The organism is Streptomyces sp. NPDC001933 (assembly GCF_042890955.1).
GTDB lineage: Bacteria > Actinomycetota > Actinomycetes > Streptomycetales > Streptomycetaceae > Streptomyces.
In genome coordinates this window covers 1-23,330 of the sequence record NZ_JBIASS010000044.1, presented here as the reverse complement: position 1 = coordinate 23,330, position 23,330 = coordinate 1, and the positions used below count along the sequence as shown (strand labels likewise).

At 67.5% G+C, this 23,330-nt stretch carries 29 protein-coding genes and 4 pseudogenes; 20 read left to right on the top strand and 13 right to left on the bottom strand.

What is annotated here, in order from left to right; all coding sequences use genetic code 11:
* The 3 genes and pseudogenes from ACFYY7_RS42495 to ACFYY7_RS42485 form a co-directional block, all read right to left on the bottom strand.
* Positions 1 to 293 (bottom strand): annotated as a pseudogene (locus ACFYY7_RS42495) (hypothetical protein); the annotation flags it as partial.
* Complete coding sequence (locus tag ACFYY7_RS42490; protein WP_388670904.1) at positions 290 to 451, bottom strand: transposase; 162 nt, start codon at positions 449 to 451, stop codon at positions 290 to 292. The pseudogene ACFYY7_RS42495 and the gene ACFYY7_RS42490, both read right to left, overlap by 4 nt.
* A gap of 8 nt (positions 452 to 459) precedes the next feature.
* Positions 460 to 1,335, bottom strand: coding sequence for a hypothetical protein (locus ACFYY7_RS42485; RefSeq protein WP_388670895.1), 876 nt, complete (start codon positions 1,333 to 1,335; stop codon positions 460 to 462).
* 309 nt (positions 1,336 to 1,644) lie between these two features.
* Here ACFYY7_RS42485 and ACFYY7_RS42480 point away from each other — a divergent pair, with 309 nt between their 5' ends.
* Entirely contained in the window at positions 1,645 to 2,121 is a 477-nt protein-coding gene (locus ACFYY7_RS42480; RefSeq protein ID WP_388670892.1) for a hypothetical protein, read from the top strand.
* Here ACFYY7_RS42480 and ACFYY7_RS42475 read toward each other — a convergent pair.
* The 4 genes from ACFYY7_RS42475 to ACFYY7_RS42460 form a co-directional block, all read right to left on the bottom strand.
* Positions 2,111 to 2,374: a hypothetical protein gene (locus ACFYY7_RS42475; RefSeq protein WP_388670889.1), complete on the bottom strand. Its 264-nt coding sequence runs from the start codon at positions 2,372 to 2,374 to the stop codon at positions 2,111 to 2,113. The two genes, ACFYY7_RS42480 and ACFYY7_RS42475, sit on opposite strands and share 11 nt — an antisense overlap.
* Positions 2,375 to 2,470: 96 nt before the next feature.
* Positions 2,471 to 2,809: a hypothetical protein gene (locus tag ACFYY7_RS42470; protein ID WP_388670886.1), complete on the bottom strand. Its 339-nt coding sequence runs from the start codon at positions 2,807 to 2,809 to the stop codon at positions 2,471 to 2,473.
* 106 nt (positions 2,810 to 2,915) lie between these two features.
* Complete coding sequence (locus ACFYY7_RS42465) at positions 2,916 to 3,833, bottom strand: hypothetical protein (protein WP_388670883.1); 918 nt, start codon at positions 3,831 to 3,833, stop codon at positions 2,916 to 2,918.
* A gap of 34 nt (positions 3,834 to 3,867) precedes the next feature.
* Positions 3,868 to 4,512, bottom strand: a complete 645-nt coding sequence (locus ACFYY7_RS42460) for a TetR/AcrR family transcriptional regulator (RefSeq protein ID WP_388670880.1) — start codon at positions 4,510 to 4,512, stop codon at positions 3,868 to 3,870.
* A gap of 63 nt (positions 4,513 to 4,575) precedes the next feature.
* Between ACFYY7_RS42460 and ACFYY7_RS42455 the strand changes: the two genes are divergently transcribed.
* From ACFYY7_RS42455 to ACFYY7_RS42415, 9 genes and pseudogenes are all read left to right on the top strand, one after another.
* Positions 4,576 to 5,430 carry a methyltransferase domain-containing protein gene (locus ACFYY7_RS42455; RefSeq protein ID WP_388670877.1) on the top strand — a complete coding sequence of 285 codons (855 nt, stop codon included), beginning with the start codon at positions 4,576 to 4,578 and terminating at the stop codon, positions 5,428 to 5,430.
* A gap of 114 nt (positions 5,431 to 5,544) precedes the next feature.
* A pseudogene (locus tag ACFYY7_RS42450) lies at positions 5,545 to 5,736 on the top strand (IS5/IS1182 family transposase); the annotation flags it as partial.
* A 437-nt stretch (positions 5,737 to 6,173) separates the two neighbouring features.
* A complete protein-coding gene (locus ACFYY7_RS42445; RefSeq protein ID WP_388670901.1) occupies positions 6,174 to 6,746 on the top strand; it encodes a winged helix-turn-helix domain-containing protein in 573 nt (190 codons plus the stop codon).
* Entirely contained in the window at positions 6,662 to 7,228 is a 567-nt protein-coding gene (locus ACFYY7_RS42440) for a transposase (protein ID WP_388670898.1), read from the top strand. Before ACFYY7_RS42445 ends, ACFYY7_RS42440 begins: the two co-directional genes overlap by 85 nt.
* 632 nt (positions 7,229 to 7,860) lie before the next feature.
* Positions 7,861 to 8,421, top strand: coding sequence for a hypothetical protein (locus ACFYY7_RS42435; RefSeq protein ID WP_388670874.1), 561 nt, complete (start codon positions 7,861 to 7,863; stop codon positions 8,419 to 8,421).
* Positions 8,422 to 8,449: 28 nt separating this feature from the next.
* Entirely contained in the window at positions 8,450 to 8,782 is a 333-nt protein-coding gene (locus tag ACFYY7_RS42430) for a hypothetical protein (protein ID WP_388670872.1), read from the top strand.
* Between the two features lie 138 nt (positions 8,783 to 8,920).
* Positions 8,921 to 9,253 (top strand): hypothetical protein, encoded by a 333-nt coding sequence (locus tag ACFYY7_RS42425; protein ID WP_388670869.1) that lies wholly within the window; start codon positions 8,921 to 8,923, stop codon positions 9,251 to 9,253.
* Between the two features lies 1 nt (position 9,254).
* A complete protein-coding gene (locus ACFYY7_RS42420) occupies positions 9,255 to 10,061 on the top strand; it encodes a hypothetical protein (protein WP_388670866.1) in 807 nt (268 codons plus the stop codon).
* Positions 10,058 to 10,963 carry a RimK family alpha-L-glutamate ligase gene (locus ACFYY7_RS42415; RefSeq protein WP_388670863.1) on the top strand — a complete coding sequence of 302 codons (906 nt, stop codon included), beginning with the start codon at positions 10,058 to 10,060 and terminating at the stop codon, positions 10,961 to 10,963. The genes ACFYY7_RS42420 and ACFYY7_RS42415 overlap by 4 nt, the downstream gene beginning before the upstream one ends.
* Before the next feature lie 49 nt (positions 10,964 to 11,012).
* Here the strand turns inward: ACFYY7_RS42415 and ACFYY7_RS42410 are convergent, their stop codons facing one another.
* Both ACFYY7_RS42410 and ACFYY7_RS42405 read right to left on the bottom strand, forming a co-directional pair.
* A complete protein-coding gene (locus ACFYY7_RS42410) occupies positions 11,013 to 11,300 on the bottom strand; it encodes a hypothetical protein (protein ID WP_388670860.1) in 288 nt (95 codons plus the stop codon).
* 131 nt (positions 11,301 to 11,431) lie between these two features.
* A pseudogene (locus ACFYY7_RS42405) lies at positions 11,432 to 11,523 on the bottom strand (SMI1/KNR4 family protein); the annotation flags it as partial.
* 87 nt (positions 11,524 to 11,610) lie between these two features.
* On the opposite strand from ACFYY7_RS42405, the gene ACFYY7_RS42400 reads away from it, so the two are divergent.
* The 6 genes from ACFYY7_RS42400 (at position 11,611) to ACFYY7_RS42375 (ending at position 14,455) form a co-directional block, all read left to right on the top strand.
* Positions 11,611 to 11,799 (top strand): hypothetical protein, encoded by a 189-nt coding sequence (locus ACFYY7_RS42400; protein ID WP_388670857.1) that lies wholly within the window; start codon positions 11,611 to 11,613, stop codon positions 11,797 to 11,799.
* Positions 11,800 to 11,801: 2 nt separating this feature from the next.
* Positions 11,802 to 12,137, top strand: coding sequence for a DUF6233 domain-containing protein (locus ACFYY7_RS42395; protein ID WP_376634574.1), 336 nt, complete (start codon positions 11,802 to 11,804; stop codon positions 12,135 to 12,137).
* 56 nt (positions 12,138 to 12,193) lie between these two features.
* Positions 12,194 to 12,934: an ATP-dependent DNA ligase gene (locus ACFYY7_RS42390; RefSeq protein ID WP_388670854.1), complete on the top strand. Its 741-nt coding sequence runs from the start codon at positions 12,194 to 12,196 to the stop codon at positions 12,932 to 12,934.
* 4 nt (positions 12,935 to 12,938) lie between these two features.
* Entirely contained in the window at positions 12,939 to 13,073 is a 135-nt protein-coding gene (locus ACFYY7_RS42385; protein ID WP_388670851.1) for a hypothetical protein, read from the top strand.
* Between the two features lie 146 nt (positions 13,074 to 13,219).
* On the top strand, positions 13,220 to 13,927 hold the full coding sequence (locus tag ACFYY7_RS42380; protein ID WP_388670848.1) for a DUF1524 domain-containing protein: 708 nt from the start codon (positions 13,220 to 13,222) through the stop codon (positions 13,925 to 13,927).
* 66 nt (positions 13,928 to 13,993) lie between these two features.
* On the top strand, positions 13,994 to 14,455 hold the full coding sequence (locus tag ACFYY7_RS42375; protein ID WP_388670845.1) for a DUF3761 domain-containing protein: 462 nt from the start codon (positions 13,994 to 13,996) through the stop codon (positions 14,453 to 14,455).
* Positions 14,456 to 14,530: 75 nt separating this feature from the next.
* On the opposite strand, the gene ACFYY7_RS42370 is transcribed toward ACFYY7_RS42375, so the two are convergent.
* Positions 14,531 to 18,493, bottom strand: coding sequence for an endo-alpha-N-acetylgalactosaminidase family protein (locus ACFYY7_RS42370; protein WP_388670842.1), 3,963 nt, complete (start codon positions 18,491 to 18,493; stop codon positions 14,531 to 14,533).
* Between the two features lie 335 nt (positions 18,494 to 18,828).
* Here ACFYY7_RS42370 and ACFYY7_RS42365 point away from each other — a divergent pair, with 335 nt between their 5' ends.
* The gene (locus tag ACFYY7_RS42365) at positions 18,829 to 19,278 is read left to right on the top strand and encodes a hypothetical protein (RefSeq protein ID WP_388670839.1); all 450 of its coding nucleotides are present in this window, start codon (positions 18,829 to 18,831) and stop codon (positions 19,276 to 19,278) included.
* 268 nt (positions 19,279 to 19,546) lie between these two features.
* Here ACFYY7_RS42365 and ACFYY7_RS42360 read toward each other — a convergent pair whose 3' ends face one another.
* Entirely contained in the window at positions 19,547 to 20,281 is a 735-nt protein-coding gene (locus ACFYY7_RS42360) for an HNH endonuclease family protein (RefSeq protein ID WP_388670836.1), read from the bottom strand.
* Between the two features lie 660 nt (positions 20,282 to 20,941).
* On the opposite strand from ACFYY7_RS42360, the gene ACFYY7_RS42355 reads away from it, so the two are divergent.
* Together ACFYY7_RS42355 and ACFYY7_RS42350 are read left to right on the top strand one after the other, a co-directional pair.
* Complete coding sequence (locus ACFYY7_RS42355; protein ID WP_388670833.1) at positions 20,942 to 21,511, top strand: RNA polymerase sigma factor; 570 nt, start codon at positions 20,942 to 20,944, stop codon at positions 21,509 to 21,511.
* Positions 21,511 to 22,242, top strand: coding sequence for a hypothetical protein (locus tag ACFYY7_RS42350; RefSeq protein ID WP_388670830.1), 732 nt, complete (start codon positions 21,511 to 21,513; stop codon positions 22,240 to 22,242). The genes ACFYY7_RS42355 and ACFYY7_RS42350 overlap by 1 nt, the downstream gene beginning before the upstream one ends.
* Before the next feature lie 193 nt (positions 22,243 to 22,435).
* On the opposite strand, the gene ACFYY7_RS42345 is transcribed toward ACFYY7_RS42350, so the two are convergent.
* Complete coding sequence (locus tag ACFYY7_RS42345; protein WP_388670827.1) at positions 22,436 to 22,627, bottom strand: hypothetical protein; 192 nt, start codon at positions 22,625 to 22,627, stop codon at positions 22,436 to 22,438.
* On the opposite strand from ACFYY7_RS42345, the gene ACFYY7_RS42340 reads away from it, so the two are divergent.
* Complete coding sequence (locus ACFYY7_RS42340; RefSeq protein WP_388670907.1) at positions 22,575 to 22,979, top strand: hypothetical protein; 405 nt, start codon at positions 22,575 to 22,577, stop codon at positions 22,977 to 22,979. The two genes, ACFYY7_RS42345 and ACFYY7_RS42340, sit on opposite strands and share 53 nt — an antisense overlap.
* On the opposite strand, the pseudogene ACFYY7_RS42335 reads toward ACFYY7_RS42340, so the two are convergent.
* Positions 22,895 to 23,155, bottom strand: a pseudogene (locus ACFYY7_RS42335) (IS5/IS1182 family transposase); the annotation flags it as partial. The gene ACFYY7_RS42340 and the pseudogene ACFYY7_RS42335 sit on opposite strands and share 85 nt — an antisense overlap.
* Between the last annotated feature and the right edge of the window lie 175 nt (positions 23,156 to 23,330).

The window sequence follows — 23,330 nt, the reverse complement described above, 5'->3', positions numbered from 1 at the left end:
CGCCGGGGCGGACGAACCGGCAGCAGCGGGGCTATACGTTCCCACAGGTCATCAGGCACAAGATCAGCAGACACCCGGAAGATCCTGCCGACATAACACCCAACTGCCAAGCCCCACACCGATCTCATTCTGAAATGATCAGTTAGCCCAAGGACGTCGTTGCGGAGCTGGTCGAGTTCCTTGTTCTTGCTGGCGATTGTCTTCTTGAGTTTCACGACGGTCTTGCGGAGTCGGACTTCCACGTCTGAGGGTGCCCCGCGTTCCTTGACCCGCTCGTAGAATGCGTTCTTCAAATCAAGGTGCCGCTGAGTGACCCGGTACGGACCCGGAACCGTATGCCATCGATCAGCTGCCGTCGAGACCAGACGGGCGGCCGGCCCGCCTTCGCACCCTTCGGCAACAACGGCTCCAGCACCGCCCACTGCTCGTCCGTAAGATCTGCCCGACCCATGAACCGGTTCACAGGTCAGGTTCGTACGGCGGGATGGTCCAGCGCAGTACCGTTTCGCCTGCGCGGGCTTCGAGGGTGGCGGGGTAGACCTGTCCGTGGCCCCGCTCTCCGTGGTGGCGTATGGAGTGGTCCCCGGGATCCCATCCGAGACCGAGAATTGGACATCCGCCGAGGTCGATGGCGCCCACCAGCAGTGGGTGACTCCAGCCGGCTCGGTTGAATCGGTGGAAGTCGGTATGGGCATCGACGGAGACCATCAGCCCGTTGCCGGGGCCTTCTCGGGTCCAGGCGTGGAGCCGTTCGGCGACCGCTTCGGCCTCGACCAGGGGAAGGTCGAGCCACCCGCGCGGCCCATGTCCGCTGGGGTGCTGCGGGATGCGGTCACCGCCGAACTGCGCATGGACGGTGTCTTCGTACCTGCCCCAGTAGGTGACGTCCGCGAGACCGTCGGTGGACGGTCCGTCCAGGCCGGTGAAGTCGTCCAGCGCCTGAGCGTCGCCGAGGACCATGCCGCATCGGTCGACCGGCAGGTCGCCGAGCTGCAGGGGTTTGCCGTCATCGGGGCCGACCCAGGGCCGGCCGAGTTCAACCTCCAGGACGGCGATCGTCGGTTCCCTGTCGAAGGGCGAGGCCGATGTCTGGGCCCGAACCTGCAGGGGCCGGTTTGGGGCGGCTGCTACCGCGATCGCCTCGCACATCCAAGCAGACGGCTCACTGTCCTCGGGTCCGTGCAAGTGCCCGCCGCCGGTGGCTATTACGATCCGGGACCGCTCGGACAGTGGCCGACCCACCTGCAGCCAGTAGTCGATCCAGCCCGCCATCCCCAGCACGAGCATCCCGGAGGGCGCGGTGACGGTGCCAAGGTCGACATCGGTCTCAGTCATCTGCTGATTGAACAGGCACGGAAGCTTAAGGATCAAGGTTCCGTCGCGTCCGAGGTCCGCGTGGAGCGGTCCTGCGGGGGCGCGCTGCTGCGGCAGGAACGGGCCGAGGTGCAGGTGGCGGTCCCTGCGACGGGACACGAGTCGCCTCCCCACCAGCGGGAAACGATCTTCGGTCGGCTGGGAAGCGATCTTCAACCGCTTCCGGCGGGGTGATCGATCGGAGGCCCGCCTGGCCTGACCGGTCGCCGTCGGGCCGCATAGGGGGAAAGCCAGTGGCAGACAGCGTTACCACCAGGCGATAGTCGCTGCATGGATCGAGCGGACGAGCTCATGGACAGCCTCGCGCTAAGCGCAGAGGAGTACGACGCAGTGCAGGCTGCCGTCACCGCGGTCGCCCCCACTTGGGCAGGCGGACAACGGGTCACCCTCAATGCGCTGTTCGATCGTTGGAAGGACATGGCCGACGAGGTGGAGGAGGGCTACTCGTGGTGCGCTCCCGAGCTCAGCAACGACATCTGGTGCCGCGGCGTCCTGGCGAAGATCTGGCCGATGCTCCCAGGACGCGTCCAGGAGATCAGACGGCTGGAGCTTGACGGCATCGACGAGCGGTATCGCCGCGCCACGATTCCGTGGCCCGGGCATGCTGAGGACGATGCCGAATGGTGGATCTGGCGGGTTCCCCGGCGTCTGGAGGTCGAGGCGTCGGAGCAACGTGGAGAAGGCTGGCCGCTGGGTTGGGAAATGATGCCGTTCCCCAGGCCGGATTCCGTGGAGGTCATCTCTTGAGATTGATCCAGCGTGTCCAGAAGCCCACCAACTTGAGTAGTTCAGAGAAGCCTGCATCCGCTGCCCTGTCCTCCAGATCGACCCCCGCCAACGGGGCCGCCTCATCGAGATCATCCAGAACCTCCGCGAACGCACCCGCGAAGCTCGCGGCAATGGCTGGCTCGGCGAAGTCGAAGGACTCCAGGTCAGTCTCGACGCCGCCACCGCCAAGCTCAACAGCCTCAGCCGGGCCCCGGCCGACGGCCGACCCCAACTGGTCGACCTCGGCATGCCCGTCTTTACCGATCCCGCACCGCCCCTCCGCGAGAACCGGGAGAACACGGGGTCGGGACCTGATGCTCTCGTGGCGTTACAAGCCGGCAGCGGCGAGGATTCGATACATCTGGGTCGGCCGCAGCGCGGAGTTGGCAGCGGCATCGTCGCCTACCTGGGGGTCTGGGTCAGAGAGCAGATGCTCCAGCAACGCGTCCGTGATGTTGGGGTGACGGGCGACCCCGCGGCGCAGGAAGGACTCGGCAGCGGCGGCGAGTTGCTGCAGGTCTGGCACAGGTAGTTCTGGGTCTTGCAGGGCAAGGTAGCGCACGTTCGGGCTTGGCTCGTCAACGAACGTGCGCAGCATGTGACGGGGGAAGTTGGGGTGGTCGACGAGTAGCGGTCGGATGTGGAACACGTCGCCGTGTGCGCGCACCAGCCCTTCCAGGACCTCCGGTGGTGTGTTTGTCCGACGGGCGGCAGCACGACGGACCACGAGTTCCGGGTCGTTGTCCAGCCGACGCCATGCCTCTTCAGGTAGGTCATGGCAGGAGGCCAGTACGCGCCGGAATGTTGTGTACCGGCAGTCCAGGTAGGGTCATCCGCTCGTTGAGAGGCGCTCCGCGCAACCAGTCCGGTTCAGCGAAGGTCCAACTCAGCGCCACCTCGGCCTCGACGCTTCCGTTCGTGCGTTCGGCTTCTACAAGCGCATACAGCCGGTCCCGGGTTTCGGCGTCTACATGGCGACTTTGCGCAGCCGCGACCCGCACGAGCGGGTCGTCGATGTCCAGTAGCCGGGCAACCATTTCTGCCGATAGATGAGGGTTCCCGGCGACAGCCTGATGGACCTCCTCTTCCTCGCTCTGCATGAGCTGCGCAAACTGCTCCGACGTGAGAGGGATGTAGCGCGCCACGTTGACGCGCACGGCAGGGTCGGCAAGGCAACGCTCCCTCCACTCAGGCGGGACACCCGGTTGACTGTGCTCGGTGGCGGCTGCACGGACCTGCGGATCCGGGTCGGCGAGTAGTTCCACTTGCACGGCGAGAGGCCGGTCATACCAGGCTCGCGCGACCGCAGCGCGCAGGCTCGAACTCGGCGCGCTGACGAGTGCCGTCCGAGGCTGGCCATAGGCTTCCTCCAGGTCACCAATGCCGATCCGCACTTTGCGATCCACCATGTCGTGGACAAAGTCTCTATACGCGTCACGGATCGCCGGATAGGGGTGCTCGGCGATCCTTCGGCGCATCTCCGGGGAAATCCGGTCCCCGTGAAGGCCTACCGCGTCGTCGTCGCCGCCGTGCGTCAGCAGAGCCTCGACAACAGCGTCCTCCAGCCGCCCGCGACGCAGCGATACTCCGTGTCGGCCGGCCTTGTGTGCGGCCAGGCGTACCAGGACGTCCTGAGGGGCTGCTGGGTTCCGCCCCAGCCCGGACAGCTGGGGGTGATCGAGACTTGTCATGCGCTCAACCTAGGTTCTGTCTCCCCGATCACGATCAGGGAGCTAGGTTCTGCATCCTGACCAACAGCTGAGAGCAGAGGGTGTCGTACGCCCATCGCTCCCATTTGTCGGCCGGCCACGCGCGGTCGCGGGTCAGGACCAGGAAGAGCTCCGGACTGAGCAATGCGTAGATGACGTCCGCCGCCTCTCCTGCGGAGAGGGCGGGGCGGGCGCCGGATTTCTCTGCCAGAGCCTTCGCGGCTGTCGAGATGACCGTGTATCGCGGGTCGGTCTCGTCCGGCCACAGCTCCCGGATCTCCGGGTTGGTCGCTGTCGCGGCGCGGACCATCTCGTCGATGGCCGCGACACGTTCGAGTGTCCTTCGGGTGCCGGCGACCAGCGCGGCCAGGGCGGACTCGGCGGTAGGCGCGGTCGTGACCTTCGTGAACCATGGCCGGTCCATCGTGGGCACGGGGTCGTCGTCTCCCGCGATCGCGACATTGACCAGTTCCTTGAGCAGTGAGGGCTTGTTCCGGAAGGCGAAGTAGATCGTCTGCACCGCCACGCCCGCCCGGTCGGCGATCTCCTGCAGCTTGGTCGCCCCGTAGCCCTGCTCAACGAAGAGGCCGGCGGCCGCGTCGATGATCCGCCGCCGTGTCTCCAGGGCCTTGTCGCCCCGCTTTCCCTTGACCTCAGTCATGACTGGAGCTTATATCTAGAGTTGAACTCTAGAGGTCAACTCTAGTCACTGGAGGGGTGAATCATGCACGCCATCGCCAACCGTGAGCAGGCAGAGGCATGGAACGACTGGGAGGGCATCCACTGGGCTGAACACTCCGAGCGCTACGACGCGATGATGGGCGCGTTCAACGTGCCTCTGTTCGCCGCCGCGGGCATCGCGGCCGGCGACCGGGTCCTCGACGTCGGCTGCGGCACCGGCCAGACGACGCGCACCGCCGCGCGGCAGGCGTACGACGGAGACGTCGTCGGAATTGACCTGTCCGCGCCCATGCTGGAACGCGCCCGCCGTGACGCCGCCGCGGAAGGCATCGGCAACGTCACCTTCGAACAGGGCGACGCCCAAGTGCATCCGTTGCCCGGCCGAGGCTTCGACGTCCTCCTCAGCCGCGGCGGTGTCATGTTCTTCGCCGACCACATCGCGGCCTTCACCCATCTCAGGCACTCGCTCGCACCAGCGGGCCGACTCGCGTTCCTCGGCCCGCAGCCCGCGGGCCCGGACAGCGCCTACGCCCGTGCAACCGCCGCGCTCTCCCCGTTCCTGCGCGAGGCATCCCCCGCCGCAAGGGGCATGGGGTCACTCCTCAACCCCGCGCGCATCCGCCAGGTGCTCACCGCCGCCGGGTTCACCGACATCGACGTAGCCCCCGCCGAGGCTCCCATGACCTTTGGCGCCGACGCGGGCGACGCCACCGACTTCATCCTCGCCATGGGCCCGGTGCGCCACAACCTGCGCGATGTCGACCCGGAGACCACCGCCCGTATCCACTCCGAAGTGCGCGACGCACTCACGGAGTTCGAGACCACCGACGGTGTCCGCATCCCCGGGCACGTCTGGATCGTCACCGCATCGCCGAAGCACACCCACTCGATCAAGTGACACTTCACTCCAGACGTGATCAGCAGAGGGGACCTGACAGACGATGAGTGGGCTCTGCTGCAGCCACTGCTGCCGGTGAGCAACAACCGGTGCGGCCGGCGGGACCGGATCACCGTCCCGCCGATCCGGTCCCGCCGCGGACGCAGACGGCGCAAGCCGGGCAAGCTCCACGGCGACAAGGGATACGACTACTCCCACCTGCGACGATGGCACCGCGGACGTGGTATCACCCACCGCATCGCCCGCAGAGGCATCGAGTCCTCACAACGGCTGGGCCGCCACCGCTGGACCGTCGAACGCACCATGTGCGCCACGAGGCGCTCTGTTTGTATCCCCGGCTCAGCCGGGAGGGACTCGGAAGGAGGTTCCTGGGCCGGATGACTTACCTGGATCCGAAAGGTGAAGGGAACAACAGCATGTCAGAAAACCAGTGACCGAGCTCAGTTGTCAGAGACGGTGTGCTGGGCGGCCCGCGCGATATGGCGAAGACTGGATTGTTTGAAGCCCAATCTCCAGAAGATGCAAGTTCCCATCCGCCGGAAACGACAGCTGAAACCGGCGCCGCGCTCTGCCCTGGGTTTCATTGTGACCTGGTGCACTTCCGGGGTGCGGAGCGATGTCCAGCGAGGACGTTCAAGGAGATACTGACTTCGGCTCGTCAGGGTGAACCTTCGCGAAGGCCCTGACGGGTCTGGAGCGGTGGCTGTATCCGGTGGTGTGTGAGATATGCGGATGGGGGCGGGCTGACCGCCGCGGGCCGTGAGCGCCGGGAAGTGGTACGGATCCAGGCGGCCGAGCTGTTCGAGCGGGGAGTCAAGGCACCGGAGGTCGCGCGACGACTGCGGGTGAGCCCGAAGTCGGCCTACCAGTGGCACCAATTGTGGCGGGAGGGTGGGGCCGGGGCACTGGCCTCCCGCGGACCGAGCGGATCTCGATGCCGTCTGTCCCCGCGCTGCCTGGAGGAACTGGCCGTGTACCTGGAACAGGGCCCAGCAGAACACGGTTGGGTGGAGGACCAGGTGTGGACCGCGGCGCGGGTGGCCACGCTGATCGGCCGGAAGTTCCACGTCTCCTACAGCGTCTCGGGCGCCACGAGGCTGATGCACCGGCTCGGCTTCAGCCCGCAGGTCCCCGCGCGACGGGTCGCCGAGCGCGACGAGCAGGCCGTCACCGTCTGGAAGGAGGCGACCTGGGCGGAGGTAAAAGAGCGCGGGCGGCCTGCGGGGGCTACATCTGCTTCGAGGACGAGGCAGGCTTCACCCGCCGGCCGCCCAAAGGACGCACCTGGGGCCGACGGGGCCGCACCCCTGTCGTGACGGTCAGCGGCCGGCGCTCGGGACGTCTGTCGGTGGCCGGGCTGATCGCCATGCGGCCCGGCTCCCGTACCTGGCTGTGCCACCGTCTGCGATCCCATCCCGCGGGCAGAGGCAAGCGCCGCAGCATGGGCGAGCGCGACTTCATCGCGCTGATCGACGGCGTCCACCAGCTGGTCAAGGCGCCGATCGTGCTGGTCTGGGACCGTCTGAACACCCACGTCTCCCACGCCATGCGCGACTTGATCGCCGAACGTGCCTGGCTGACGGTGTTCCTGCTGCCCGCCTACTCGCCGGACCTCAACCCCGTGGAGTGGGTCTGGGCACACGTCAAGCGCAGCCTGGCCAACCTCGCCGTGGTCGCCCTCGACCGGCTCGAGGCCCTCGTCCGCAACCGGCTCAAACGCCTGCAGTACCGGCCCGAGACCCTCGACGGCTTCATAGCCGGCACCGGCCTGACCCTCGACACCCCAACGTCACCCTGACAAGCCGAAGTCAGTAAATGCCGCGCCCCACACGGTAACGGCGCAACCGGTCAGGGGGCGGCCGCCGAGCAAGGGGCCACGACTGCGACGCGCCGTCTTACAGCGTGCTGACGCCGCCCCAGCCCGGGCCAAGCTGAGACCGTGGCCTCAAGGGCTGGTGCCGGCACCGAGGCTGCACCGTACCGCCGTGCGCTCGGTCGGGGACAGTTCGCCGCAGGGAGGCCCTGTGCGTCCGGTGGTCACCCACGGTGCGGCTCCCAGGTTGTCGCCGGTCAGTGCCATCAGGGACACCCTGACGTTCGCAGATGATCCGGTGCGCCCGGCCCGGAGTCAGGTGACGGACCGCCATGCAGATTCGAGTAGGCATGACGGGCCCGTGGAACAGATGTTGACACCTGAACGAACGGGTACCCCAGTAGGCGCCTCTCGGCCATGCGGAGTATTTTTGAGCTAGGTAGGCAAGACCTCAGGGCGGAGTAGATACCCGCCCGGTCCCCGGGGACGGCGCCACGCTACACCTCGCACCGTGAAACTCGTTGCACCTCGGCTTCTTGAGGTCTCTGGGGCGCGGCACGTCCAAGACCGGGTCTACATCGCTGACCCATTTCGCTGCCATATCTGGGAGATGAACCATGGCTGCAGCGAAGAACACCGTGCAGGACAAGGTCGATCAGTTCCTCGGAATGATCGGAGCCGGAGACGATGGGGGTGGGGGAGGATCCGATGCTGGCGAAATAACACGCTCGGACACCAGCGAGACCAGCGAGATAAGTGAGACCAGTGAGACCAGTGAGTCCAGCGAGCACCCCACGCTCACCCCGAACGACTCTGTGACCAGTGAGTCAAGCGAGGAGTCTGAGAATAGCGAAACCAGCGAGGTCATCGAGTCGAGATGGGGAGGCCATTGGCCGTGTCCGCCTCCGCCTCCGGATCCTGCTTTCGACTGGGTGAAACCGCGTCCGGAAGCGAGCACAGACACTGAAGCGAGCGAGGACAGTGAGACCAGCGAGCAAGCCGAGAATCCCACCCTGGGTGGGAAGCCGCCCGGAAGCGAGACGTCCGAGTCGACGGAGACGACGGGAGAGGGGCCCAGGGTTGAAGACGTCCTGGATGCCCTGCTCGCAGTAAATGCCTCACCCGACCAGTGGGGCGATCTGATCGCCCGCATCAAGGCGGAAATCCCCGACACCTGAGTGACATCTGAAAGGTACGGGAGTTGCCATGGCACACCAAGAAAAATACGTGAATCCCGGCCTCTCGCCGGGTGAGGACCTCGCGGATCGTGTCGAGCGGAAGCTGGGGTTGTTCCTGGAGAACTGGACGCACGGCTCGCTGGCACCTCCTGAAACGAGTACACCTGATCCGGGGGTTGAGCGCATAAGTTTCAGTTCTGAGTCGAGCGAGTCCAGCGAGTCCAGCGAGCAGAGCGAGACCAGCGAATCCAGTGAATGTCCTACATTTGCCGACTTTCTGGCCCAGGTTGAGTCGAATGAGAAGTCGTGGGATGCGATTCTCGGTGCGGCACAGCCTGCCTTGCGCCTCATAACGCCATGAGGGAACCGTTCATCCGAAAAGTCGACCGACCCGACGTTTCGGCCGATCTGGCTCACGACGCCTGGGCCGCCGGCCAGCAGCTGGTCAAGGTTGGCTACCGCCCGGAGGGTCCCGGCATCGACGAAAGGCGAAAGGATCATGCCGAAGACGGAACAGAACTCGCTCCAGGACAAGCTGAACACCTTCATCGGTCTTGTCGCTGACAGCGCGGAGAAGGGGGACATCAACCTCCGCTCCAGCACCAGCGAGACGAGCGAGACGAGTGAGACGAGTGAGACGAGTGAGTCGGGGCCACACAACCCCGGCGGAAGCCCCAAACTGATGGGAGGTGGAGAAGGCTTTGTTCTGTTGCGGGCACTTCTCGAAGTCGATCCGGCCCCGGACGAATGGGGACTGCTGATCGCCCGGGTCATCCAGTCGCTGACCCCACCGCCTCCACCTCCGCCTCCGCCTCCGACAGCGAAGGCATGACGTGCTTGCCGTGCTGGCGAGGGCGTCCGATGGCCTGGCCGCCGCGATCCTGCGAATGGCGGCAGTAAGGGGAGTGGCTGCTGTTCGGGTGGCCGCGCTCGACCAGGTTCGGTTCTCCATGAGAATTGACGCCACCGGGCGGGCGCAGGTCTCCCTCCTGCTGACTGAGACGTCCACGCCGGTGACCTCTGTCGTCAATCGCTACCCGTACCTTGATGGACCAGGGGCGGACCAAGAGGCCGCCTTTATCCAGGCGGAAAACACCGCCGCCTGGTGGGCAGTCCTGGGGTCGTTCTGTGGGCCGGTGGTGAATCGCCCCGACAGTCGCGGGCTGCTCCCCAGCACGGACCGTGCCCTCGGAACTGGTGTTCCTGTGCGCCGCCCAGTTCAGATATTCCGTGCCAGTTTCCGGCCGGCACGGGACGGCGTACTCAGTTCCTCCGACGGCCGGACCGTGCAGCAAGCCGGGGTTGAAGTGGAGGCGCGGGGACTCGCAGGGTTTCAAGGCCTGCACCTAGAGGGTCTGCGGCAGTACGTCGTCGCCGGGCGCCGCTTGCTTCGGATGGACGGCACACGACCGAGCCTTGCGGAGTCTGCGCGGGTGTTGGGACTCCTCAGGGCCGAGTTGCCTGCCTTGGCAATCGTGGTCGTGGAGACGACGGGAGATACCGCGGACGAGAAGGGCGGATCCCCCACTTCCGGACCTCGTACCACCTTGGTGGACTTTGACCCGTTCCTCGACCTCGGTCACCTAGGTACGGCTGGTCAGGCGGTCGCCACCGCGCTCTTGGAGGACTGCCTCATATGATTTTCGCGCTCGGCAGTGCAGCCGATCCCACCTTTCTGCACCTGTTGCCGGTTCTGCGGCGCTCGGAGCCGGTCATCGTACTGGACGCGGTACAGCTCTTTTTGGAGGGTGGCTACGTGATCGGCGACGGCCAGGCCTCAAATCCCCACTTGAGACTGAAGGGGACCTCGTACGAAATTGAGGCTGGGGACGCATTCTGGCTTCGGATGCCAGGATTGAGGGAGGGCGCCCCGGACACTGTCACTGGACACGACTTGGACCGTTTCCAGGCGGGTCTATCTCGCGCCTTCACTCAGAGCCCCTGGCGAGTCGTGAACCCGCCTTTCGCTGAACCCAGCAACTTCAGTAAGGCGGCCCACCTGGTGGCCATGGCTGCAAGCAGTGGACTTTCTTGCCCGAAGACCTTGCTCACCAACTCGCCCGACGATGCCGAGGCATTCGTGGACCAGCTTGGCGGAGAGGTCATTTACAAGGGGGCGAGCAGCCAGAAGACGTGGGCGCGGGTATGGGAACCAGGCGATGATTGGGGGCGCCTCCACCGGATCGTAGACACTCCAGTGCTCTTCCAGGAGCTCGTTCGGGGTCCAGATGTACGGGTCCACACAGCGGGGTCCGGCGTGCACGCCGAAATGATCGAAAGCGAAGACGTCGACTATCGCATCTCATCCCGTAATCGGTACTCGCAGACTATTTGTCCGCCTGAGATACACGACGCCTGTCTCAGACTTTCTTCTGTGGTCAGCGCCCCACTAATGGGAATCGACTTTAAAATCGCAGAGGACGGGAGGTGGGTTTTCCTCGAAGCTAACTCTATGCCGTGCTTTCAAGGGTATGACGTGCGGGCCGGTGGTCGGATCAGCGCCGACGTGGTGACCTACCTCAGAGGCCTAGGGACCTTCTGAGTTTCGCCAACCTTCACACTTCTTGAGGCCCCGAGCCGACGCCAAGAATCTAGCTGAACATCACCGAGCGCAGTTCGAGGCGAGAGTCGGCCTTCTCCTTGGCGTGGGGCTGGAGGGTGACGTAATCACCCGTGCAGTCGGGCTCGACCCAGGCCGATGCGATCGCGTCGGTCCCGTTGACTGGAGCGAAGGCTGGTGAGGAGGAACTTGGATCGGCGACCTCTGGAAGGGTGATGCACTTGCCCAGGGGGGGATCTACGAGACTCACGCGGAAAGCCTTGCCGTCCAGCCCGATGACCGCATATGAGAATTCGCCGCACGCAACACTGGTGGACATGAAGGACTCCTTCAAGTGATGGTTCTCCGCACCCAATATATCCACCGAGAGAGTTACGACTACGGGGAACGTGGTGCAACCTCTGAGTCGCGTCTCAGGGTTCCCAGCGTTCGTCCCACGCCTCGATGGCGTCGGTGGGTGCCGCTGATGATCAACCACTCTTGGCGCAGCCGAGGTGAGAGATCACGATGGCGCCGGCGGTGCGCTCGGGGGCGAACCACACTCGTGCCCGCCCTCATCACAGCGGGACTCAGGGGGTACGAGGCCCACGAGGTGCGCTACTGACGGCATCGGCTCAGCCAAAGCTTACGTGTCCTCGAAGCCGGACAGCCCGGGATACACCGAGGACCAGGCGGCGGAAGTCACCCGCCTCCGCGCCCGGCTCCTGGAGCTCAGCACCACCGTGTCCACCCATCCCTTCTGGGACTCCGTGGAAGCCGGCGACCGTGTCGCGGCCCGCATGGCGCTCAAGCACGCCCACGAGCCGGCCGAGGCGTAGCCATGTCTGTGCCCGGAGCCATATCGGACCTGGACAAGAACAGGGCCCTGGCCGACTGGCTGGAGTGGCAGCTGCGTCAGGTCCGGGGCCGGATCCGGGAACTGGAGATCAAGGAGCAGCAGGAGCGGCGGCGACGGGAGCAGGCGCATGCCGCGCTGCGGTGGAAGATCCAGCCGCAGCGGTCGTCGTCGGCGGCCCTGGTGCACCGCGGGGACTGCGCCCTGTATCCGGTCGAGGGCGGATTCCTCACCCGCGAGGAAGCAATGATCGCCTTGGCGGAGCCGGACATCGAGGCATGCCAGATCTGCAAGCCCGAGACGGGGCTCGTCGACGGGTAGGCCCGTACGGACCGCCCGACGCGCCTCGGTGGAGCCGGGCTCACAGGATCGGTTCCGTGGAGTTCCCTACCAACGTGGCACTGGCCCAGGCCGTCCCGGTCCTGCCCCAGGGGCCGGGCTGGTGGTACGAGCCCAAGTACGACGGCCACCGGACCGTGCTGCGCCGTACCGACGAGACCGTCGTCCTGTACGCCCGGTCCGGCAAAGTCGTCACCCAGCACTGGATCGACCTGGCCGTCGCCGCCATGGAACTGCGCCCCGGCACGGTCCTGGACTGCGAGGCCGTGATCTGGCGGGACGGCCGGCTCGACTTCGCGGCCGCGCAGTCACGGGCCGCGTCGTCCGTGACCCGGGCCCGCGCTCTGGCGGCCCGCTATCCGGCGTCGTATGTCTGCTGGGATGTTCTGCAGTACCCGGACCCGGCGATCGGCGACTGCCGACACCTGCCGTACACCGAGCGCCGGGCCTTCCTTCTGGAGCTCCTCGCCGATGTCGGGCCGCCGATCCAGGTTGTCCCGGCGACCGACGACCGGGAGGTCGCCGTGCTCTGGTACGACGCCCTGCGCGAGCAGGGCATCGAAGGGATCGTCTGCAAGCGCGGCGGTGCCAGCCGGCTATCCGTCAGGGCAGCGCCGGTGGATGAAGGTTCGGCACGCGGACACGGTCGACGCCTTGGTGCTGGGGTTCATCGGCCCCCGCCTCAGGCCGCATCATCTGGTCCTGGCGGTGGGGGACGAGGGCGGGCCGACCCGGGTTTCCGCACGCCTAGAGCCTGTCCTCGCTGCTCGTGTCGGTGAGGCCTTGAGCGCCGCGATGGTGGTGGGGGAGCGGCGTGCGGAGGGTGAGCCGTACACACGAGTGGAGACGGACCTGGTCGTGGAGGTGCTGGCCGGGTCCGGCCGGCACGGCACCCTCACCGTGACCCGGATGCGGTGAGGATCCCGTGCCTGACTGCCGGCCAGGGGACGACCCCGTATGCACTGTCACGAGCCCGACTACGGCGGTACGACTTCCCACCCGGGCGGGTGACACCTGCCGGGCAGCAACGATTCTTCGCTGGCCTGGGCCGGAGCATGATCGGCATGACTCGTCATCTGCGCCGAACCGCGCTCCTCACCGCCGTTTCGGCTCTCGCCGGGCTCGCACTGGCCGCCGCCCCCACCACCACCGCCACCGCGGCCAGCCCCCACACCCCCGCCCGTCAGGCCTCCGCCGGTCAGGCGCCGTCCCTGCGCGAGCTCCCCGAACCGCCCGACGCGGTCAAGGCCCGCGAACTGCTCGGGGAACTGGTGGTGGCCGATGAGGACGACGTCCCCGGCTACAGCAGGTCGAAGTTCCCGCACTGGATCACCCAGTACGGCACCTGCGACACCCGCGAAGTCACGCTTCAGCGCGACGGCCAGGACGTGGTCCAGGACGACCAGTGCCGGGCCGTGTCCGGCACCTGGTACTCCGAGTACGACGGCCTCACCATCGACTCCGCCTCCCGCATCGACATCGACCACGTCGTCCCCCTCAAGGAAGCCTGGCGGTCGGGGGCCTCGGAATGGTCGACGCCCGAGCGGCGGGCCTTCGCCAACGACCTGACGCATTCGCAGCTGATCGCGGTGTCGGCCGGCAGCAACCGCGGGAAAGGCGACAAGGACCCCGGCAACTGGCGCCCGTCGCTGCAGTCGTACTGGTGCACCTACAGCCGTGCCTGGATCAGCGTGAAGGCCACCTACCAGCTCACCGCCAACCCCGCCGAGGCTGCCGCCCTGTCCGAGATGCTCGACACCTGCGACAGCTGACCCCTGGCAAGGACATCCAGGCGGCTGTGAACCGGAATCCTTCCGGGGATCGGCCTGAGCACCCGGATGTCCTGTCCGGGCCCGACCCGCCGTGGGGGAAGAGTGCAGACATCCTGCCCCGGCCGCCTTCCCCCGCGGCGTCCTCACCCCGCCGCCTTCACAGCGTTCGCCATCGCCGCAGCGCTCCTCGTCCCGGCCTTCCGGGCCGAGGCGACGCCCGCTGGGTGCGCATCGCACACCACCGGCGTGTGCCGGGCCGGCATCGCGCACCCAGCGGGCGTCACCGCGCAGTGCAAGGACGGGACCTACAGCACCTCGAAGACGTTCTGCGGTACCTGCAGCCACCACGGCGGTGTCCGCTACTGGTACAAGTACGAAGACCATCCCGACCTCCTCGCGTCCCTGCTCCGCGTGCGTCATTGGGTCGTCCGCCGGCTCGCCCGCGGCTGGGCGAATGCAACGGCGTTGCGCCGAACGTTTTACAGTCCCCTGCCGCTGCTGCACGGACTCGGAGGGCAAGGTCTGTAAGGCGTAGGTGCAGGTGCGGTCAGTGAGCAGGCCGAGGCCGGTCCCGGGTGGGGCCGGCCTCGGCCGTTCGTCGGGTCAGCGGTGTGGGGTCAGGGCGAGGATGTGGAGTGTGGACTGGGACGGGAGGGTCAGTGAGTGTAGTTCCTTGTCGGGGTTTACGGGAACGGTGTTGACGTAGAGGCGGTAGTTGAGGCCGTAGTTGGCGGGGCCGGACGGGGTGACCCGGTGGTCGGTGGTGACGGCGATGCGGGCCCCGTTGGCCGTGGGGGCGTCCGTCAGCCAGTTGGGCAGATACAGGTTCGCAGTGTCGGTGGTGCCGTCCGTGTAGTGGACGGAGACCTGACCAGTGATGCCGCCCGCCGAGGCGCCGAGGAAGCCGATCTCGCGGGCACGGCCGCTCAGCGCGATCTCCCTGCCGCCACCTGCGACGTTGTCCCAGCGGCCCGGACCGTAGTCGGGGAGCGTGAAGGACAGGCCGTCGACGGTCAGTTGGGTGCCCGGTGCGGCGCCGGCCGCCGTCAGTGCCTCGGCGGAGTAGCTGTTGCCGCTGTCGAACGAGCCCTCTGCTGGATGGGCGTCGCGGGCGATCATGGTGCTGTTGTATGCATCGGAGAGGCGCGCCAGCGGCAGGGTCGCCGGGACGGCTGCGGTGGTGACGGCGCTGCCCGAGGCGAGCGGGTATGCGGCTCGGGCCCGTACGGAGCCCGCAGACTCCCTGAGGTCGGCGGCGGGCGGGGTGACCGTGAACTTGGCGGTGGCGGTGGCCCCGTCGGCCACGGTGTCCAGGGACTGCCGGTCCGGGGTGACCTGCCAGCCCTTGGGGGCGTCCAGGGTGAGAATCACGTCGGAGAGTGGGGTGCCGGTGCTGTTGGTGAAGCTCACCTTCACCGTGCCCGGGGTGCCGCGCGTGTAGAGGGCCGGGGCGACTCCGACCCGGGCGGGCGGTGCGGTGGGGCAGAGGGCGCCCGTGTCGGCCGGGCCTAGGTCGTCGACGACCAGGTCGTCCAGGACGAAGGCGTCGCCCCGGTTGCGCTTGATGCCGAGCCACATGTCGCCGCAGCCGGCCCCGCCGGTGGTCACGGTCTGTTCGTACACCCGGTGTGTGGCCGAATGCTGCGGCGGCAGGCTGTCGTCCCAACCAGCGGGAACGGGAAGTGTGGTGGGTGGTGCGGCGTCGAGGGCGCGGGTGGTGGTGGGCGGCAGCAGGTCCTCGGTGACGGCGGAGCCGCCGTCCCGGGCGACGACGGCGCGGTAGTCCGATCCGGGGTCCGCCTGGTACGAGAAGCGGATGCGGTAGGCGCGGCCCGGGGCGAAGCGCAGGGTCTGCGGCATGGTGCGGTAGACGACCCCCGTGCTGTCGGAGAGGGTCTTGAGGGAGAAGCGGCCGCTGACGGTGTCGCGGGTGTAGTTCTCGTGGGTCTCGGAGAGGTGTGTGCGGTTGCCTTCGCCACCGCCCGTGTAGACGAACGGGCCCCAGCCCTCGTCCACGTGCTCGAAGTCTTCGGCGAACCAGTGGCCGCCGTACTCCGGGTCGGCGCCGTCGTTCGCGGCCACCCGTACGTCGGCGAAATCCACCCGGGTGCCCTCGGCGCCCGCCTCGGCGGACAGGGTGAGCAGAGCCGTGCGCCTGCCGTGCCCGGGAACGGTGAACAGCACCTTCATCCGCTGGAACGAAGTGCGGTACCAGCGGGCGTTGTTGACCTTGTGGGTCAGCGGCGAGGAGGTGGCCCAGACGGTGGCCTCCGGGCCGCCGTGGCCGCTGACGGTCAGGGCGGCTTTGCGGGTGCCCGTGATGCGTACCCACACCGAGGCGGAGTAGGTGCCAGGAGTCAGGCGGGCCAGCCGCTGGGCGGCGGTGCGCGCGCCGGTCGCTGCGATCCGCAGGTACGGGAGGCCGTTGCCGTCGTCGGTGACGGTGACCTGGCCGGATTCGGGTACTGTCCAGCCGTCGGTGGTGCGGCTGGTGAAGGAGGGGTTGGCGAGGAGGCCGCCCCTGCCGTAGTCGGGGTCGCGCAGCGGAGACGGCGCGGTGCGGTAGAGGACGTACGCGGTGACCGCGTCGGCGGTCACGGTGACGGTGCCGCGGGTGACGGGAAGATCGCCGATGTGGGTACGGCCGTCCTCGCCGAGCCGGTAGAGGCCGACGGTCTCGCACTGCGCCCACTTCGCCGGAAGCTGCCAACTGGTCGCGCCGCCCGAGGGGTTCCAGTGGTAGATCTTCCGCGGATCGGCCTCGTCGGTGGGCTCCCAGGGAAGGAAGACGGTCGTGCCGTCCGCTATCAGCCGTCCGTTCCAGGTGATCCTGGCCGTGCCGGTCGCGTCGCTGACGGAGACCCCGCTCGTCAGGTCGACCTGATGAGCGGTCATCCGCTGGATCTCGAAATGCTGGAGGAACTTCGTCGGCAGATTGACGGTGAAGGTGGCCTTCAGCCAGTTCTTCAGGTTCTGCTGGCTCCGCCAGCCCATGTAGTGGGTGTTGTCCGCCCCGCGCAGCAGTGAGGTGCGGTTCCAGGCGTCCCGCTGGTGGTTGCGGACGAACCGGATGATCTTCGACTTGAGGCCACTGCCGGTCTGGCCCGCGTACGTGAAGACGCTGTCCCGCTCGAACTGGGCGTCCGCCTCGCCGCCGAGCGGCAGTCCCGCGCCGGTGATCACCTGCCCCTGGCGGGCCGGGGCCCAGCCGCCGGTCCAGTAGGTGTCGGAGTAGACGAAGCCGAGGTGCGGCAGGTCGTCGGTGAGTACGGCGAACCGCTTCGCGAACGCCCCGGTCGCCTGGTCCTTGACCGTGTCGGTGTGCCACGACTGGTCCATCCACCGCCAGCCGAGGTCGGCCACGCCGTTGCTGCGGTCCCAGCGGAAGCTGCGCGACTCCGGATACTCCTCCCAGGCGTTGATGTGCACGCCCACCGCCGCGTTGTAGCGGCGGGACTCCTTGGTGAGCGTGCGCAGCGCCGCAAGGCCGCCGGCCCGGGTGTTGTAGTGACCCGCATAGTCCATGTGACCGCTGTCGTGTCCCTCGGACTGATAGCCCTTGAGGAGGATCGCCTGCGGCAGCCCGTCCGTGTGCAGGTAGGTGCGGCGGATCTCGTCGAGCGTGGTGAGGAACGGCTGGTCCGCGTTGCTGGCGATGTTGATCGCGATGCCCTGCACCACGCGGGTGCGGCTCCAGCCGTCCGCGTACGGGTTGCGCATGATCGTACGGAAGGCGATGGCGGCGTCCTGCCAGTCCGCGACGCCGTCGCCGTTGCGGTCGGCGGTGACGACGACTGCGGCTTCGGGCAGGCCGAACACTTTGCCGTCCGCGCCCCGGTAGACCCATTCACCGCTTGCGATCTCCGTGTGGTGGACCCCGGCGACATCGCTGGTGCGGTACATCAGCCGGTCCTGGGCACAGGTGAACGACTCGACGGCGGCGGCCAGCCGGCCGGTGTCGAGCATCGCGTAGGAGGTGCGCCGCCAGGTGGCGTCGGCGGTCGCGTCGGCCGACGCGACGAACACGTCGGCGGCCTCGGGCCCGCCGAGTCCGTACTTCAGGGGGCAGTGCGAGAGAGCGGCCTGCTGGGCGGCGGAGGCGGAGACCAGGCCCAGGCCGGGTAGTCCGAAGGTGGAGACGCGGGTGGCGCCGCGCTCCGTGATGCGTACGGCTCTGAAGCGCAGGACGTCGCCTTTGAGGGTCAGTTCGGCGTCCACGGATACGTCCAGTTCGGGGACGGAGATCCGGTAGGCGGCCCGGTTCGCGGAGAGCCGCGAGGTGACGGCCGGAGTGTAGTTGCTGCCGTTGATGCGTACGGTACGGACCGATTCGACTGCGCCGCCCAGGGTGTCCCCGGTGGCCGTCCAGCGGTAGCCGACAACTCGGGGGAAGTCGGGATCTACGGTCACCGTCAGGGTTTCGGAGACCAGCTCGCCGCGGCGGTGGGACGCCCATGCGGGCAGTGCCCCCGATGCCCAGATTCCGGTGACGGCGCCTGCGGCCGCGGTGGTTCTCAGGACGGTGCGGCGGCTGGGGCCCGGGTCGGTGGATTCCTGCTGGTCCATGGGGTGGTTCCCTCCTGCTGGTGGGATGCGGTCCAAGCGTGAGGGTCAGTCTGAGATGTGACGATTCATCGGACCATGGACAGTGCTGTGGAGCCCCTTGGACTTTTCTCCTGTCAGGCCGACGGTCCGTCATTTACGCCGTGAAGTTCAGGGGGGTGGTGCGGTGAGGCGGCTTCACCAGTCGAATCCCAGGGTGTCAGCATCTGCGCCCAGAGCAGAGCGTATGCGCATCTATTCGAAGGAGTTCGAAGATAGGTAGGACGTATGCGTGGTTCGGGCTGAGGCGCGCTGCTGCTGGGATGCGGCTGCGGCAGTGTTGCCGCCGACCACGGCCGATGATCAAGAGCGCGTCAGCCCAGGCCTCCCGCCACGCCACCCGGATCGTTCGCCTGGCCAGACGGCTCAACACCGTCCCGGACCTCCAACAGCGCGCCGACCGCTCTTCGGAGGCCCAGGCCGCCCGCGAGCCCGCAGTCAACGATGCCGTCTACAACGGCCGACCCGTACCCGAGCACACCCTCACACCGTGGCCCGGACGCCTACGAGAGACCCTCGATGCCTATGAAGCCCATGCCCGCGCTGCTCGCGGCGAACAGGCGACGGCGCATCACCCCAGCACACTGCTCCCACCGGCTGCCCTGAACAAGCTGCTCCACGAGCTGTTTGGCCTAGTCGGCTACGCGGCAGACGCCGTGGTCGCCGTAGACCATCCCGACCTTGCCCAGGAGGTCAGGTCCCTGTACGAGGAGGCTGGCACTGCAGCTCCCCGGGTACTGCCGGCATAACAGTCCAACCCCCTGGGCCCAAGACCAGAGCGCAGTGGCCAGCCATTCCAGCCGGACCCCCGACGGCACCACTCTGATCGGCACCCCGGCCGCGCCTCGACCATGGGTCCGACCACGGGCCACGTAGGCCGACCGCAGACCCGACCACCGCAGGCCAGGGCCAACACGCTGCTCTCTGGATCACGATCCGACCGCCGCACCGGCATTCCGTTGCACGACACCCTCACCGCGATCCGGACGCGGTGAGGACGCCGTGCCTGACTGATGGTCAGCGGGCGGTTTCGTACTTCACGACGGTGTCCGCGCAGTTCTTGGCCAGCTGCTCCAGGGCCGCGCGCTCCTTGTCGTCCGCGGTGAGCTTCCACCGCAGCTTGGTGCCCACCCAGTCGGCACCGTAGGTGCACTGTGCGGACGCGGCCGGCGGGAGCCATTCGGCCGGGTCCCGGTCGGCCTTGGACCGGTTGGTCTTCGCGGTGACGGCGACCAGCGACCTGTCGGCGGTGAGGTCGTTGGCGTACTGCTCGCGCCGTTCCGCGTCCCACTTCGAGGCTCCGGAGTCCCAGGCTTCGGCGAGCGGTACGACGTGGTCGATGTCGAGCTTGGTGGCCGCGTTCACGGTGACCTCGTCGTAGTAGCTGAGCCACTCGCCGCCGCTCAGTGCGCACCGGGCGCCCTGCTCGGGAGCCTTGACCGCCTCGGCGATCAGGACTTCCTTCCTGGTGTCGCAGCCGTCCTTGTCCGCGTCGACCCACAGGCGGAAGGAATCGCGCTCGTACCCGGTGCGGTCTTCGGTACCGGCCGGGATCTTGGCGATGGCCTCGGTCAGGGACAGGTCGCTGCCGCCCGCAGGTGCGCCGGGTGCTGCGGACTCCTTGCCCGGCTGGGAGGCGGCGGGGGCCGAGGGCTTGGAGTCGGACTCGGAATTGGCCGCACTGGGATTGCATCCGGCGAGGGCCGCGATGAGAAGGGCGGTGGCGATCGGGGCGAGGCGACGTGCTGTCACAGCGGTACTCCGGCGGGTCAGGGGCTGGTGCGCCCTCATGATGGCAGGAGTGGGCGGCTGGTGACAGACGGTCAAATGTGCAGGTGGTGAGCCCTGCTGCCGCAGCACGGCATTCAGCCACCGACGGTTGACGTTGCGGTGGCGCACGGGGATGCGCGCGTTCGAGAAGGTCGGCGTCTTCGACGTCATCACCATGAGCCGGTCACCGGCCCCCTGGACGGAGGCCTCGGTGCTCAGCCAACAGCCTCGGTGGCCTGTCCGGGGATGCCTGGCTTCCCTGGCTGGTGCGCGCGGTGAATGACGCCGAGACCTCCCGCTACACCTACGGAGCGTGTGAGATAGGTCACGCCGTGTAAGTAGAAGTGCAGGTCAGGTGCCGTTAAGTAACTGGTTGATCACACAACATGAGTGAACGTGCGTCTCACGCCTAACTCTGAGGGGGTGCCTGATCGGTGTAGGGGTGCAAAAAGCCCCCGGCGCGCAACGGCGCACGCCGGGTCTCGAACTGGAAGAAGAGGAGGAGTCCGTGAGGCTTTTCAGGGCCTGGTACACGCCGCTGGTACAACCCGGCGCCTATCAGTTGACCGCCTCGCAGGCTCGCGCGTCCTACCGCACCGCGTGCCCACGGCCGTCCCACCCGCCTGCCCGCAAGGGGGCACTGTGAACGGCGGCCCCCACGAGAGCCATGAACTCGCCCCGGAACAACAGCCGATGGACGCCGAGTTCCGCGACTTCCTCATCCGGCACAAGAACGAGTTCCTGCGCATCGCTATCGGCCATCTCCGCGACCTGTTCGACGCGGACGAAGCAGTCCTCGACGCAGCACTGAAGATCCACAACAAGTGGCCCAAGATCAAGGCCCACAACAACCCTCTGGCCCTGGCCCGGAGAATCGTGCACGCCACGAGCATCGACTTCTACCGACGTCGCGCCCGCCTGGTCAGCCGGGAGATCCCCCACTCCGGGCTCCTGCACGCCCCAACCGCGGACGACCTGCTGGAGCTTCGCGGATACGACCGGCTCGACCGGGCCCGCGCCATCCTCCAGGACCGGGCACCGAAGCAGGCGGAGTGCGTCCGGCTCCGCTACATCGAGGAGATGGAGTTCGCCGAGATCGCCCACCAGCTCAGCATCACGCCCAATGCCGCCAAGACCAACGTCCATCTCGGACTCAAAGCCCTGCTAGCCCTCATGACTCCCCCTGAACCGAGGAACGGAGGAGATTCCTGATGCTCGAAGAGACACTGCGCGCCGAAGCACAGGTCCTGCACGACATGCTCAGCACCCATGACACCGACGACTTCATGAACCGGCTCTCCACACGCATCGAAGAACACGCGACCCGTCCGCCCAGGGTCCACGACGACCCCACACGCACACCCGCGGACGCCTGCACGCCCCCGTCTTTCAACCCGCAGCGTCAGCGCTTCACCCGTCCCGCCATCCGGCGCGGCCTCCGGCGCCGCCCTCTCCCGGTCGTCACGCGCAACCCAGCGGACCAGCCGGCGGCCACGCTCAACCACCTCCGGCAGCTGTGCGAAGCCATCCTCAGCGCCGAGAACGCCGCCACCCTCATGGCAGCCTTCGACCTCGACTACGACGCAACCGGAGCCTGCGCCTTCGCCTGCCTGCTCTACATCCTCGGCCGACGCGACAGCGCCCTCTACTGGTGGCGCTTCGCAGCCGGTGCCGAAAACGCCCTCGCCGCCCACGTCCTGGCTCTGTACCACGCCGCCAACGGAACCGGCCCGGAAGCCAGAGTCTGGTGCGCGCACTCCCGACTCCTCGGGTTCACCGCCGACAAGCACCTGCCCCGCTCCCTGCACCTCGCCCGAGCCGCCCCCCCAGGCCGCGACATCGCAAGCTCCGCGCCAACGCCGACCAATGAGGCCATGGCCTCCTTCGTCCTGAACGACCGCCTGCCCGAAGGACTGCCCAAGACCGCACTCCTCCGCCGCTGACAACCCTGCCGATCCCCGCCCCGCCCTGCCCGGCAACCAGCCACAGGGCCCAACTGGCCTGCCCCCGAACCAAGGATCCAGAAATGAGTACTGCAAAGCCTTGCCCGGAAAGGCCCCCAGGCCTGTCGCGCCTGCGCAGGTGGGCCCTGGCTCAGCGGCGCCCTGCCGCAAGCCACTTCGTACGCGGCCTGTGCTACGGCGCCGGCACCCTGGCCGCCAGCCTCATCGCACTCTGGCTCCAGCAATGCTCCTGACACAACCGGTCGAGGTAGCGGCCGCGTCCGGGTTGTTCGAGGAGTCCTTGGCGGACGAGTCGTCCCAGGCGGGAGCGGGTGACGTTGATCGAGGGCTCGTCGGTGGGCAGGCCGAGGTGCTCGCAGATCACGGACGCGGAACACCTTCCCGGGGTGCTCGTTGAACATGGTCACGATGCGCTGATAGACGGTGGCGGTGGCGGTCTCCGCGGGGGCCGTTGCGTGGTCGGGAGGGGTGAGGCCGTCGATGACCTTGCGGGTCGCGGTGAGCTCGGCCAGGCGGGCTTCGGTCTCGGCGAGGGCGATGGCGAACCGCTGGATCTGCTCGCGCAGGCTGTCGGCTCGTGCGGCGGTCTCGTCGTGTTCGGTCTGCAGCAGCCGCAGGAGTTCGCTGACGTTCACGCGGCCAGCTCCACGTCGTCCCGCCAGGTGGGGGTAGGGGTGGTGAGGCGGCGGAGCATGCTGGCGGTGTCGGCTCAGTAGACGCGGGAAGCCGCGTTGTCGGGCCGGTGGTCGTAGTTGCGGGCGAGGCGCCGGTGCAGCATGAGGGTGCCGTTGACCTGCTCGACGACCCACCGCTTCGGTTGTGGGACGAAGCCCTTGCCTTCGTCGTCCGGGTTGCGGCGGACCACCTCGACGGTGATGTCCTTCACCACTCCAGACGCACCCTCGCAGTGCCTCGGAGGAGTATCGATGTTTTCGACTGTTCCGGCGAGGACGTCGGGCGCGACTGCGGACACTGATGTGACGTACGCCTCGTCTCTCGGGCGTGTTTCCTGGCATGCCGCTGTAACGATCAGCCCGTTGGGCCCACTACTCAACGACAGAGCACAC